Source organism: Limihaloglobus sulfuriphilus (assembly GCF_001999965.1).
In the GTDB taxonomy this organism is placed as follows: Bacteria; Planctomycetota; Phycisphaerae; order Sedimentisphaerales; family Sedimentisphaeraceae; genus Limihaloglobus; species Limihaloglobus sulfuriphilus.
In genome coordinates this window covers 2,066,634-2,079,911 of sequence record NZ_CP019646.1, presented here as the reverse complement: position 1 = coordinate 2,079,911, position 13,278 = coordinate 2,066,634, and the positions used below count along the sequence as shown (strand labels likewise).

9 protein-coding genes and 1 pseudogene are annotated in these 13,278 nt (G+C 48.7%); 5 read left to right on the top strand and 5 right to left on the bottom strand.

The window, feature by feature from the left end; genetic code table 11:
- Nucleotides 1-49 precede the first annotated feature (49 nt).
- The gene (gene ftsH / locus SMSP2_RS07830) at nt 50-2,155 is read left to right on the top strand and encodes an ATP-dependent zinc metalloprotease FtsH (RefSeq protein WP_222566303.1); all 2,106 of its coding nucleotides are present in this window, start codon (nt 50-52) and stop codon (nt 2,153-2,155) included.
- 36 nt (nt 2,156-2,191) lie between these two features.
- Here the strand turns inward: ftsH and SMSP2_RS07825 are convergent, their stop codons facing one another.
- Nucleotides 2,192-2,839, bottom strand: coding sequence for a response regulator (locus SMSP2_RS07825; RefSeq protein WP_146683420.1), 648 nt, complete (start codon nt 2,837-2,839; stop codon nt 2,192-2,194).
- Nucleotides 2,840-3,181: 342 nt separating this feature from the next.
- Here SMSP2_RS07825 and murC point away from each other — a divergent pair, with 342 nt between their 5' ends.
- Genes murC through SMSP2_RS07805 form a run of 4 tightly spaced genes read left to right on the top strand, consistent with a single transcriptional unit; the run spans nt 3,182 to nt 7,410 of the window.
- A complete protein-coding gene (gene murC / locus SMSP2_RS07820; protein WP_146683419.1) occupies nt 3,182-4,639 on the top strand; it encodes a UDP-N-acetylmuramate--L-alanine ligase in 1,458 nt (485 codons plus the stop codon).
- On the top strand, nt 4,614-5,495 hold the full coding sequence (gene murB, locus SMSP2_RS07815; protein WP_146683418.1) for a UDP-N-acetylmuramate dehydrogenase: 882 nt from the start codon (nt 4,614-4,616) through the stop codon (nt 5,493-5,495). Before murC ends, murB begins: the two co-directional genes overlap by 26 nt.
- A gap of 13 nt (nt 5,496-5,508) precedes the next feature.
- Nucleotides 5,509-6,444 (top strand): D-alanine--D-alanine ligase, encoded by a 936-nt coding sequence (locus SMSP2_RS07810; RefSeq protein WP_146683417.1) that lies wholly within the window; start codon nt 5,509-5,511, stop codon nt 6,442-6,444.
- A 27-nt stretch (nt 6,445-6,471) separates the two neighbouring features.
- Nucleotides 6,472-7,410 (top strand): cell division protein FtsQ/DivIB, encoded by a 939-nt coding sequence (locus tag SMSP2_RS07805; RefSeq protein ID WP_146683416.1) that lies wholly within the window; start codon nt 6,472-6,474, stop codon nt 7,408-7,410.
- Between the two features lie 136 nt (nt 7,411-7,546).
- Here SMSP2_RS07805 and SMSP2_RS07800 read toward each other — a convergent pair whose 3' ends face one another.
- The 4 genes and pseudogenes from SMSP2_RS07800 to nuoF all read right to left on the bottom strand — a co-directional run bounded on the left by SMSP2_RS07800 (nt 7,547) and on the right by nuoF (nt 13,195).
- Entirely contained in the window at nt 7,547-8,044 is a 498-nt protein-coding gene (locus SMSP2_RS07800; protein WP_146683415.1) for an NADH-quinone oxidoreductase subunit NuoE family protein, read from the bottom strand.
- Between the two features lie 22 nt (nt 8,045-8,066).
- Nucleotides 8,067-9,560 (bottom strand): [FeFe] hydrogenase H-cluster radical SAM maturase HydG, encoded by a 1,494-nt coding sequence (gene hydG / locus SMSP2_RS07795; protein ID WP_146683414.1) that lies wholly within the window; start codon nt 9,558-9,560, stop codon nt 8,067-8,069.
- Nucleotides 9,561-9,603: 43 nt separating this feature from the next.
- Nucleotides 9,604-11,364, bottom strand: coding sequence for an NADH-dependent [FeFe] hydrogenase, group A6 (locus SMSP2_RS07790; protein ID WP_146683413.1), 1,761 nt, complete (start codon nt 11,362-11,364; stop codon nt 9,604-9,606).
- 16 nt (nt 11,365-11,380) lie between these two features.
- Nucleotides 11,381-13,195: pseudogene (gene nuoF, locus SMSP2_RS07785) on the bottom strand (NADH-quinone oxidoreductase subunit NuoF).
- Between the last annotated feature and the right edge of the window lie 83 nt (nt 13,196-13,278).

Sequence of the window (13,278 nt, the reverse complement as noted above, 5' to 3'; positions counted from 1 at the left end):
GTCTGTTTGTGCCCTGGTTTTAATTTGAATTTATATTTAAGAAAATAACATGAATAACGATAAAAAAGACCCCAAAAAGAAAATGCCCCAGATACCCAAGATGCCCGGCAAGGGCGGCAAACCGGGTGCGCCTATGCCTATGAGCTGGCTGTTCATAGTGCTCATAATGCTGACGCTTTTAATGCTTGTAAATCGGTTTATGCCGATAGACAAGATCACTTATGATGAATTTCTCGCCGCGGTTAAATCCGGACAGGTTGCCAGCGTTGAGATTGGCTCATCTACTATTAAGGGTAAGTTCACCGAAGCCGGGCTCAATGCCCGCAGAGACCGTGATGAGACCGCCTCGGGCGCGTTTACTGTAGATTATCTGCCCAGCATAACCGGTGAAAAGCTGGTTGAGGTGCTTGATCAAAACAAAATCAGTTACCGTTTTGTTCATGACGGTTTCTGGACTTCGCTTCTGATAAGTCTGGCGCCGTTCTTGTTTATAGTAGCTCTTTTCTATTTTGTCTTTGCAAGAAACATGAAGGGCGGCCCCGGCGGTATGCTGATGAATTTTGGACGCAGCAAACACCGTCTCCAGGACAAAGATGCCAGAAAGATTACTTTTAATGATGTCGCCGGCATAGAAGAGGCAAAAGAAGAAGTCTCTGAAACGATAGAATTTCTCAAGAATCCAAAACGTTTTGCCAGAATCGGCGGGCGAATCCCCCGCGGTGTTCTGCTTGAAGGCCCTCCCGGCTGCGGCAAGACACTGCTGGCAAAGGCGATAGCCGGAGAAGCGGATGTGCCGTTTTTCAGTATTTCAGGAAGTGACTTTGTCGAAATGTTTGTCGGCGTCGGCGCCAGCCGCGTACGTGACCTTTTCAGGCAGGCCAAAGAAAACTCGCCGTGCATCATATTTCTCGATGAGATTGACGCGATAGGCAAAAAAAGAGGCCCCGGAGTCTCCAGCGGCGGACATGACGAGCGTGAACAGACGCTAAACGCAATACTTGTAGAGATGGACGGTTTTGATACATCAGACCAGGTGATCGTAATTGCCGCAACCAACAGGGTTGATATACTCGATAAGGCGCTGACCAGACCAGGGCGTTTTGACCGTCAGATATATGTCCCGTTCCCTGATGTTAAGGGGCGGCTGGAAATACTTAAGGTTCATTCTCGCAAGATCAAGCTCAGCGAGGATGTGAAGCTGGATATCATTGCCCGCGGCACTCCGATGTTCAGCGGCGCTCAGCTTGAGGCATTGATCAACGAAGCTGCGATAGCTGCGACTATGGCGAACAAGGAATTTGTAGAGCATTCAGACCTCGAAGAGGCCCGCGACAAGGTTCGCTGGGGCAGGGCGAAAAAGAGCCTTAAGGTTGACCAGAAAGAGAAGCTCGAAACCGCCTATCACGAAGCCGGCCATGCGATAATACAGGCAAGCCTGGAGGACGCCGATCCGCTGCATAAGGTAAGTATAATCCCAAGAGGTCCTTACGGCGGTGCTACCTTTTCGCTGCCAGAAAAAGACAGGCAGTTTTTGACAAAGAAATTCTGTCTTGCGTTTATAAAAATCTGTTTTGGCGGCAGGATTGCAGAAGAGCTCATGTGTGATGATATCGGCAGCGGCGCCAGCGGCGACATCAAACAGGCCACGCAGATGGCACGTGAGATGGTGCAGAACTGGGGAATGTCTGATAAGCTGGGAATGCTTGACCTGACTCCTGATAATTACGAGTTTGGTTTTCCCGGTCAGAGGAAGTATTCCGAAGAAACCGCCCGCGCGATAGACGATGAGGTAAAAGCAATTATAGAAAGCTGTTACAAAGAGGCAAAAGAGCTTCTTGAGGCAAATAAGACAAAACTGGAGAATCTTGCCGCGGCACTTGTAAAGTATGAGACGCTTTCTGCTGATGAGGTTAAGAAAATTCTTGCCGGCGAGGTACTTGATAAGCCCACTGTGACAGAGCTGCTTGAGAAAGAGCACGCCAAAACAGCCGAGCAAAAGGTTTCCGGTGAAGACGAGGCAGAGGCAGCCTCGGCAGACGGCGGGGAATCTGCAAAACAGGCAGATCCTGAGTCAGATAAAGAAAGAGCATCTGATGAGAGCCCAGAGTCGGGTCAGAACGAGGATATTAAGCCCTCTCCACAGCCGGAGGTTTAGCTCGCGGGCTTTATAAACAGTTTTCGGAAGAAGATTTTAGGGTTCGGTGAGCTTGTGTTTGACCGCGAACATGATCAGCTCCGCGCTGCTGTCTATACCCAGCTCTTCCATCATTTTATATTTATGGAACTCTACTGTCCTGACAGAGATGTGGAGTTTTTTTCCAATTTCTTTGGCAGTAAAACCCTCTGCCAGCATTGAGAGCACTTCTTTCTGGCGGGTTGTAAGTTTTCTTGAAAGGTTCAGGTTTTTGTTTGAGCCGCTGCGGTAGCCCCTGATTATCTCACCGTCAACCAGCGGAGTAATATAGTTATGCCCCCTCAAGACCTCTCGTATTGCCTTAACAAGCTCGTTCGGTGCGGAATGCTTGAGCACATAGCCGCTGGCGCCTGCATCAAAGGCCCTGGCGGCATACATCGCGTCATTGTGCATGGTAAGGATGATAATCTTTGATTTGAGCCCGTCTCTTATCATCTGCTCAGTGGCGTCTATACCGTTGAGCAGAGGCATAGAAATGTCAACAATGATGACGTCCGGCCTGTATTTAAACGCCATTTCCACAAGCTCGCGGCCGTCGGCTGCTGTGCCTATCAGTTCAATGTCCGGTTCAGTGCTGAGTACGCCCTTTAGACCCTCAACAATAATCTGATGATCATCTGCAAGTATAAGCCTGGTTTTTTTCATCGCTTATCTTCACCCCATTTCTGATCTTATAAGTTAATCATTCTAAAAACTATTTAAATTTTAATTGTATTTACTTAACGCACACATTTATTGTATCCTTAAAACACTTTCAATACAATAAAAAAGCATGTTAACAACCGTTTTTTAGGCTTTTTTATCCGCGATTACTGATTTGCACGGTAAAAGAGCTTTTTTAAACGTAATATTTAAAAATTCATACTAAAGTTTACGTTTTTTGTTTGATTAAAAAAAAACTTGATTTATCTTAAAGAGAAATAGAAATTACAGACGACTTTAAGCCCTTTGTCTTTTTATCAGGCAGAGTTATAAAAAACGGAATTTATGTTTCGAGATAAAAAATATCACTTCATCGGCATTGGCGGCATTGGGATGAGCGGCCTTGCCCGTATCCTCCTCAAGTTTGGAGCGGTTATAACCGGTTCGGACATGGGTGAGGGCATAGTACTGAAAAATCTGCGGGATTTGGGAATCAATGTTAAAACAGGTCACATGAAAGAGTATCTCTCGGCGATTCCCGGCGGTGTTGATGCCGTGGTGATAAGCGCTGCTATCCCAGAGGCAAACCCCGAGCTGGCTTATGCCAGGCAGGCGGGCCTGAAAGTGGTGCGTTATGCCGAGATGCTTGGTATTGTAATGAGCCTTTACCGCGGCGTTGCTATTGCCGGTACTCACGGCAAAAGCACTACTTCCGGCTGGGCGGCATTTGTTCTGGACAGGCTTGGAATGTGCCCCAATTATGTAGTAGGCGCAGATGTCAACGACCTTGCCGCCTCAAGCGGTGTCGGCAGCGGTGAGTTTTTCGTTGCCGAGGCCTGCGAATACGCAAGGAGTTTTCTCAATCTGCATCCCACTGTCAGCACAGTTCTCAACGTTGAAGAGGATCACCTTGATTATTACAGGGACCTTGATGATATTATTGACGCGTTCGGCAGTTTTATGCGGGGCACACGCACCGGCGGCAAAATTATCCTAAACGCCGACGATGTGAACTATCAGCGGCTTCGAGACGATTATGAGAGCAAAAAGGATCAGTACCGCTCGCATCAGATTTACACATTCGGCATGAATAACCCCCAGGCAGATTACCGTGCGCAAAACGCTGTTCTAACATCCGGCGGCGGGTATCAGTTTGATATTCTCTTCGCCGGCCGCAGACTTGGTTCCGCGTCGCTGAAGGTTCCGGGGGTCCATAATGTCTATAATGCTCTTGCCGTAACGGCTTCTCTATCGGCGGCCGGTGTAGGGATGGATAAAATTCTCTCGGTGATCGGAGATTTCAGCGGAGTTGACCGTCGAATGACGCTGCTCAAATCCGGCAAAGGAATTCGTGTTTATGATGATTACGCGCATCACCCGACAGAAATAAAGGCTACGCTCTCGGCAATGCGGCAGATGTGCCAGTTCGAGGGCTGCAACAGGCTGATTTGCATATTCCAGCCGCACCAGTACAGCAGAACGAGATTTTTGATAGACGATTTTGCCTCGAGCTTTGATGAGGCTGATTTAGTGATAGTACCTGAGATTTATTTTGTTCGGGATAGTGAAGATTCGCTCCAAAATGTAAACTCCCAAATGCTGGTCGATAAAATCAATAACCGATGTGAGAAACTTTCCGGCAGAAATCACCAGAAAAGTGAACCAAGGGCATTGTTTATTGAGACCAGAGAGGGTATAATAAGCGAGATAAAGAATAACGCCACAAGCGGCGATGTAATAATAACTATGGGCGCAGGAGATATCTGGAAGGTCGCAGATGCAATTGTTCAATGGCTTAGATAGTATAGTAAAAAAAGACGCTCCGGTAGGAAAGTACACATGGTACGGGCTTGGCGGCAACGCCGAATACCTTATCAGGCCCGATAACCACGAGCAGCTGGCAGAGGTTGCCCAAATTTGTACGGAGAACTCGATCCCAATACACGTTCTCGGGCTCGGTTCGAATGTACTTATAAGCGATGCGGGCGTAAAGGGCGCAGTAATAAAACTCGATTCCGCGGCGTTCTCGGATGTCAGCTACAAGGGTGACCGCGTGTTGGCCGGCAGCGGGGCAAGCCTCAACGAGGTTGTCCTCAACTGTGTTCGAGAGGGTCTCAGCGGGCTGGAATGTGTTACCGGAATCCCCGGCAGTGTCGGCGGGGCGGTCAGGATGAACGCCGGCGGCAAGTTTGGAGATATCGGGACATCTATTGTGTCTTTAAAACTCATGGACGATCTGGGCAGTATCTATGTCAAATCCAAACCGGACATAGAGTTCGATTACAGAAGTTCAAACATAACCGAGCCGTTTATCCTCGAGGCTGAATTTAAACTTTTTAAATCCGATCCGGACAGGGTCATGAAAGCTACCCAGGAGATATGGATTTATAAAAAGAATATTCAGCCTGTGACCGGCAGAACGGCCGGATGCGTTTTCAAAAATCCGTCAGTAGATACCGCCGGCTCACTAATTGACCGTGCGGGGCTAAAAGGCTTAAAGGCCGGAACGGCACAGGTTTCTGAAAAGCATGGAAACTTCATCATAGCCGACAAGGACACAAAAAGCAGTGATATTATAGAGCTGATAGAGATTATACAGCAAAAGGTTCAGCAGGAGTTTGATGTTGAGCTTGAGCTCGAAATCGAGATATGGACTTGATTGAGAGGCTGTTTTGAGTGAAACTTCCCTAAAGATAGCTGTTTTGATGGGCGGGATCGGCAGCGAGCGAGAAATTTCGCTTTTGACCGGCAAAAATATCGCCGCGGCTCTGCGGAGTGAGGGTATGACAGTGGTTGAGGCTGATGTTACGCCTGAAAAACTTGATATACTTACCGATAAAACCATTGATGTCTTTTTCCCTGCTCTGCACGGGCATTGGGGCGAAGACGGCGGAATACAGAAAATCCTCGAGCAGAGAGGCCTTGTATATACCGGCAGCTCAGCGGAGGCCTCTGAAATTGCATTTGATAAGCTCCGGAGCATAGAGCTTTTCAGAAATGCCGGTTTGCAAGCCCCCGCCGGTTTTGAGGTAAACAGCCGAACAGATTTGGCTGAGCTTGAAGAAGAGCTTGATTCAAAATCCGGCAAATATGTTGTCAAACCGGTGCGCGACGGCAGCAGCGTCGGCATTGAAATCCGTACCGGCAAACAGGCCGCGATACGTTCGGCGGCTGACCGCCTGGAAAAATTCGGCTCTCTTATGATAGAGGATTTTATTCCGGGCAGAGAAATAACCGTAGGGGTTGTTAACGAGCATGTACTGCCGGTACTGGAAATTATTGCCAAAGCCGGTTTTTATGATTATGAATCGAAATATATCAGTGACCAGACAGAATACGTCTTTGATACAATCAAAGATCCGGAGCTTGTAAAACGAATTGAACATGATGCGCGTGTTTGTTATGAAGCTGTAGGAGCAAAAGACGCGGCGAGGGCGGACTTTATATTGTCCGATGACAATGTCCCTTATGTACTTGAGATAAATACCTCGCCGGGCTTTACTTCGCATTCGCTCGTTCCCAAGGCGGCAGCGCATATCGGCCTGAGTCAGGGCCGGCTCTGCCGTGAAATAATCGAAGCGGCAATTGCACGGCATGTTAAATCATAAACAATTGTAATAAGATAATAGCGAAAAATGGCAAAATCTTCAAAATCTAAAAAGGCTGATAATAACGCCGGCAAAACCGGCTTTAATATTAAGCACGCAGCCAGGCGGCTGGGTTTGGTGTTTACCGTCATTTTTTTTCTGGCTCTCATAGTTGGATTGCCGTATTCGATTTCCCTGATGAACAAATATGTTCATCGAAATATCATCACCGCATTAAATGAGCAGGCCAGCATCTTTCTGGTTGAGGATAAATATGATGTTAAGTTTTCAAAGCCCGATTGGGTAACGGCTCAGCTTGAGGAGAGGATAATAAATGCCGCTATAGAAACAGTCGGCAGCGCCACAATCGAAAGCGGTGCGGCGGTGGAGATTGGTGAGAAACTCGCCCTCGAGATGGACTGGCTTTCAGATGTTAAGGTTGTAACAGTTCGTGACGGGATTGATATATATATATCTTACCGTGAGCCGGTAGCTTTGTTTAAGTACGACAATACGCCGTATTATCTGGACAGCAGCTGCCATGTACTGAATTACTGCCCGGTTAAGGATCTTAATATTGTAGAGATAACCGGTTTTAGCACTTCGGGCCAGACAGTGCCGATGCCCGGTGTTCGCTGGAGGAGGCCCGAGCTTGAGGCGGCTGTAACTCTGATAAACCTGTGCCGAAATATGGACCGTGAACTGGCGGGTAAGCCTCTTCTCAGTGAAATTGCCAGAATTGACACTTCAAAATTCAACAGCAGCAGCGTAAAGGATTCTAAACTTACCATGGTCGTTGACGACGGCACCAAAATATTCTGGGGCGAACCCGTTCAAAAGGCGAGCATTAAGGCGGAAGCTACGGATTCTGAAAAACTTATGCGTTTGTATGGTTTTTTCGGCAGATACGGGACATTGCGGGGCACTGCCCAGTCGCTTGACCTCCGCAGGCCCGCGGGTATGGTTCCGTTCTCTTCTGATAATTGATCAGGGCTGTTTTTAGTAAAAAAAAAACGGCCGGCTGCCGGGGAGGGGAGGATGGCAGCCGACCTGATTAAGGGGGTATTATGAAGTAGTAGTGTTATGTCTGTTTAATTGCGGGAATTCACGTATTTTAAAACTCTCAGGCAGATTCTTTTTTCGCTTTGCTTCTGTACTGGTTTAGAACCTCAACTACAGATTCGGGAGTAAGGTCACCGTAAATTTCATTTTCAATCATTATAACCGGAGCCAGTCCGCAGGCACCTACGCAGCGGGCTTCCTGGAGTGAGAAAAGGCCGTCTTTGGAGACTTCTCCGACTCCAATGCCCAGTTCCCGCTTGACAGCATCAAGAATACCGGCGGCGTTTTTCACGTAACAGGCAGTACCCATGCACACTGACACTGTGTATCTGCCGCTGGGCTGGAGGTTGAAGAAATGGTAGAATGTCGCCACGCCCCATATATTTGCCGTTGGAATCTGCATCTCTACAGAGACAAAATCCATTGTCTCGCGTGAGATATAACCGTAGAGCTGCTGTGCCTTATGCAGTACGGCGATAAGGTACGACTCAAAGTAGGGTTTATCCCTGAGAGTGTCTATGAATGCCTTAAGTTCATCATAATTTATTTTATCTGTCATTGTTGTCTCCAGTTTTTATTTTCTAAAAGTATATATCTCTTTCGCCGTTAACGGTTCTGTTATAGTTTTCAATAAACTGCGGGTAGGCCTTGGGCATTGTTTCTTTGATCTGCTGTATTTCTTCCTGTATGACCTTCTCGCCTGCCCGGAGTGTTTCTTCGCTTGCGAAGTCATCGAGCCATTCGCGGTAAGTAATCACTGCGTTTAGCTTGCAGAATTTGCCTTCATGGCCGCTTCTGAGCATGTCCATAATGCATTTTCCGGTACGCCCGCAGCGGTAGCCTGCGGTGCAGAAGCTGGTTATACAGCCTTTCTTCGCCAGATCGTGTATCATCTCATCGAGGCTTCGGGTGTCTCCAAGCATAAACTGCTGACGTTTTGATTCCTGAACATTTCCGAGTTCAGAATATCCTCCGATTCCTATCTGAGAAGACGAATCCGTCTGGGTACAGCCGATTTCGAGGCATTTATCCTTGAGTTTAGCCCCTTCCCGGCAGGTGACAATCATTCCGGTATGCGGAACGGAAAGCCGTAAAATACTGACGAGTTTCAGGAAGTCCGCGTCATCAACCTTGCGTTTTGGCTTTGAAGCGTATGGCGTATTTTCTGCCGGCTCAATCCTCGGGAATGATATGGTATGGGGGCCTATACCGAATTTAGCCTCAAGCTCACGGGAATGAAGCAGCAGTGCCATGACTTCGTATTTCCACTCGTAGAGTCCGAAAAGAACGCCTATGCCGACATCGTCCACGCCTGCCTCCATGGCCCTGTGCATACAGTAGAGCCTCCAGAGGTAGTTGCCTTTTAATGTGTTTTTAGGGTGTACGTATTCGTATGTAGGGCGGTGATAGGTTTCCTGGAATACCTGGAAGGTGCCTATTCCTACCTCACGCAGTTTCCGCAGCTCGTCAATCTGCAAAGGAGCCGCGTTGACGTTGACTCTGCGGATCGAGCCGTATCCCTTTCGGGTGGGGAATTTCAGGCCGTAAACGGTGCTTATAGTATCTGCGATATAATCAACGCCGCTTTTGGGATGTTCGCCATAAACAACGATAAGGCGTTTGTGGCCGATTTGCCCGGCAAGGACTTCGACCTCTTTGGCTACCTCGTCCATACTGAGCCGGCGCCTTGTCATGTTTTTGTTATCTGTTCTGAAACCGCAGTACAAACAGTTGTTTACACATAAATCGCTCATATACAGCGGGGCGAAAGTCACTATCCGGTTGTCATAGACCTTCTTTTTAACCTCAAGTGCTGTTTCCTGCATCAGGGCTAAATGATCCGGATCTTCGACCCGCAGCAGTGCGGCTGTTTCCTGGGGCAGAAGTGTTGTTACGGATAACGATTTATCGAGAATGTCCTGCAGCTGAGCCTTGTCCGGTGCGGGTTTTGGCTCGAGGCAGCTCTCAATCAGGTCGTGATCCATAAAGTCCTTGCCGTTATCGAGATATTTCTCGATCTCTTCGGGACGTATCCTGTCTGCTATCCAGTTTTTTACGTTATTTGCGGTTTTCATTGTTTTACCTCATGTCTTAGATTATCCCTGCAACAGAGGCGAATTATTTCTCAAAAATACCCTTAGGGAATTTCTGTTCATAATGAGTATGAAGCAGCTTATGCGACTTCTTACCTAAAGGTTCGCCAAGATATTCGTTGTAGAGTTTCTTTATATCAGGGTTATCGTGGCTTCGTCTGTCCGGCTTGTCTCTGTCGATATCGTAGAGGACGGAAGCCCTCTTAGCCAGGCATTCTTCATCGAGCGGTATGCTGTTTGTCAGCGGATACGGCTGTCCGCCGCCGCCGACACATCCGCCGGGGCATCCCATTATTTCGACGAAGTGGTAGCGTTCGGGGTTCTGTTTCACGTGGTCAAGCAGTTTCGCTGCGTTGCCCAGACCGTGCGCTACCGCCACTCTCAGTTCAAGGCCGTCGAAGTCGATAAGGCTTTCCTTAACTCCGTTGAGGCCTCTGGCGGACTGTACGTCGAGGTAGTCAAGCTCTTTGCCGGTTACTATGTAATAAGCAGTTCTGATGGCGGCTTCCATTACACCGCCGGTCGCTCCGAAAATCGCTCCTGCCCCCGAAGAGCTGCCAAGCGGGTTGTCCGGCAGTTCCGAATCGAGATTGCGGAAGTCGATTGCCGAAGACTTCACCATCCATGCGAATTCACGCGTCGTCAATACATAGTCGGTCGCGTTGACGCCGTTAACCTTGAGCTCTGGACGGGCGGCTTCGTACTTTTTAGCGGTACAGGGCATAACTCCGACGTTTATGATTTTCTTTGGGTCGTAGTTGTTCTGTTCCGCGAAGTATGACTTGATAAGCGCTCCCATCATGCTCATAGGCGATTTACACGTAGATATGTTGGGCAGCAGCTCCGGATAGAACTGCTCGACGCATTTCATCCAGCCGCTGGAACAGGATGTTATCATCGGCAGTACGCCGCCGTTCTGTATCCTGTCCACCAGCTCGCTTGCCTCTTCCATGATTGTAAGGTCGGCGGTGAACTGGCTGTCAAACACGTAGTCAAAGCCGAGTTTACGCATAGCCGCGAACATCTTGCCCTCGGTGTTTGTACCCGGGTCATAGCCGAAAGATTCGCCTATGGAGGCACGAACAGAGGGGGCGACGTTGACGACTTTGACTACATCAGGATCGTTCAGCGCCTGATAAATTTCGTCAATGTATGCTTTTTCCAGGAACGCCGCGGTCGGGCAGATATTGATGCACTGTCCGCAGGCGGTACATACGCTGTCTTTCATCGGCATGTCAAAGGCCGGCATAACGACAGTTTTGAAACCTCTGCCGGCAAGGCCGAGGTTGGAAACCTTCTGTATCTGTGAACACATACGTACGCAGCGTCCGCAAAGGATACATTTATTTGGATTGCGGACGACGGCCTCAGAGCTGAGGTCTTCTTCGTAGCTCTTCATTTCACCTTCGAAATGGCGGCCTCTGATACCCATCTTGGCAGAGAGCCTCTGGAGCTCACAGCTTCCGTCGCGTTCGCAGGTATGGCAGTCCTGGGGGTGATTGTCGAGAATCAGCTCAACAATATCCCTGCGTGCCCGGCGAAGCTCGAGTGTGTCAGTATGAATTTTCATACCCTCGGCAATCGGTGTCGCACATGATGCTACATAATTCTTAGAGCCTTCAACCTCGACGATACACACCCTGCACGCGCCCTCAATAGAGAGCTTTGGGTGGTAGCAAAGCCGCGGGATATGAAAACCGAGCTTATCCGCGGCCTGCATAATTGTCTGACCGGGGTCAACACGGTGTTCCTTGTTGTTAAAACTTACTGTGATTTTTTCTTTCATTCTAAGCATGTCAACCTCATATCTTATCAACAGCGCCGAACTTACATACGCTCATGCACTGTCCGCATTTTATACATTTATCTTGATCAATTTCGTGTTTGGCTTTCTTTTCACCGCTGATGCAGTCAACCGGGCAGGCACGTTTACAAGCGCCGCAGCCGACACATTTGTCGTTGATCACGTAGCTTAAGAGAGCCTGGCAAACGCCCGCGATGCACTTTTTATCGTTTATGTGCTGCTCATATTCCTCGCGGAAGTTCTTTATTGTACTGATTACAGGGTTCGGGGCTGATTGTCCCAGACCGCACAGCGATGCTTTCTGTATCATTGTTCCAAGGCGTTCGAGCTTTTCGATATCGCCCTGTTTGCCCTTGCCTTCTGTTATGCGTGTAAGGATTTCGAGCATTCTCTTTGTGCCTTCGCGGCAGGGAGTACACTTGCCGCAGGACTCGTCCTGGGTGAACTCGAGGAAGAATTTGGCAATATTTACCATGCACGCGTCTTCATCGATTACAATCATACCGCCCGAGCCCATGATTGAGCCTGCCGCGGCGAGTGATTCGTAGTCAATTTTTGTGTCGAGGTAGTCTTCCGTGAGGCATCCGCCAGATGGTCCGCCGGTCTGTACGGCCTTAAATTTCTTACCGTTGGGTATGCCGCCGCCGATGTCATATACCATCTCACGCAGAGTTGTTCCCATAGGCACCTCAAAAAGGCCCGTGTTGTGAACCTTTCCTGCCAGGGCAAACACCTTTGTGCCTTTGCTGTTTTCTGTGCCGATCCCCTTGAACCAGTCTGCACCGTCAATAAGTATTACGGGGATGTTGCACCATGTTTCAACGTTGTTAATCAGTGTAGGCTTGCCGAACAGGCCTGACTGTGTCGGGAAGGGCGGCCTTGGCCGGGGCATACCTCTTTTGCCCTCAATCGAATTTAGCAGGGCAGTTTCTTCGCCGCAGACAAATGCGCCTGCACCGAGCCGCAGCTCGATATCAAAACTGTAGTCTGTTCCGAGTATATTGTCTCCAAGCAGGTTGTGTTGGCGTGCCTGTTCGAGGGCGATTTCGAGGCGTTTGATCGCAAGCGGGTACTCTGCGCGGATGTAAATAACGCCTTTTTGGGCACCTACGGCATAACCGCCTACCGCCATGCCTTCAATCAGCGAGTGGGGATCGCCTTCGATGGCGCTTCGGTCCATGAATGCTCCAGGGTCGCCTTCGTCAGCATTACAGACGATATATTTAACATCGCCTTTTGCCTGGTAGGCAAAGTCCCACTTCAAACCGGTTGAAAAGCCCGCACCGCCGCGGCCGCGGATACCTGAATCCTTTACAGCCTTTACGACATCATAGGGTTTCATTTCGGTCAGTGCCTTGCCGAGAGCTTCATAGCCTCTGACGCAGAAGTAATCGTCTATATTTTCAGGGTCAATTATGCCGCAATTCCTCAAAGCAATACGAAGCTGCTTCTTGAGAAAATCTGAATCTTTTATCAGGTTCAGAGAGCGGTTGTGAAGGCAGTTGCTGCCGTTGTTTTTATTTGCTTTCTGCACAAAAATATTCCTTTCTCGTAAGATCTATATAAACCATTCCTTTATTGGCTGGCCGTTCTTAAGATGTTTCTCAATAATGTCTTCGGCACGTTTCGCTGAAACCTTGCCGTACTGGTAAACCTTGCCTTTTTCATAGATTTCCACAGTCGGCTCGAGATTGCAGCGGCCTGCGCAGCCTTTCTGGCTCAAATATACATTTTCTAATTCGCCGGCCTCTATGGCGTTTTTGAAAACTTCCATGGCCTTGCGGGAGCCGGCCGCGATTTCACAGGTTGCCATACCGACAAATATTTTTGTCTGGGCATCTTTGCTTTTTTCAGAGTTTCTGGACAAAGCGTCCTGCTGTTTCTGTAAAATCTGTT

Bases quoted from the DNA above. Each gene is read 5' to 3' on its own strand.
- ftsH (WP_222566303.1), top strand. From the start codon at position 50: ATGAATAACGATAAAAAAGACCCCAAAAAGAAAATGCCCCAGATACCC.
- SMSP2_RS07825 (WP_146683420.1), bottom strand. From the start codon at position 2,839: ATGAAAAAAACCAGGCTTATACTTGCAGATGATCATCAGATTATTGTT.
- murC (WP_146683419.1), top strand. From the start codon at position 3,182: ATGTTTCGAGATAAAAAATATCACTTCATCGGCATTGGCGGCATTGGG.
- murB (WP_146683418.1), top strand. From the start codon at position 4,614: ATGCAATTGTTCAATGGCTTAGATAGTATAGTAAAAAAAGACGCTCCG.
- SMSP2_RS07805 (WP_146683416.1), top strand. From the start codon at position 6,472: ATGGCAAAATCTTCAAAATCTAAAAAGGCTGATAATAACGCCGGCAAA.
- SMSP2_RS07800 (WP_146683415.1), bottom strand. From the start codon at position 8,044: ATGACAGATAAAATAAATTATGATGAACTTAAGGCATTCATAGACACT.
- hydG (WP_146683414.1), bottom strand. From the start codon at position 9,560: ATGAAAACCGCAAATAACGTAAAAAACTGGATAGCAGACAGGATACGT.
- SMSP2_RS07790 (WP_146683413.1), bottom strand. From the start codon at position 11,364: ATGAAAGAAAAAATCACAGTAAGTTTTAACAACAAGGAACACCGTGTT.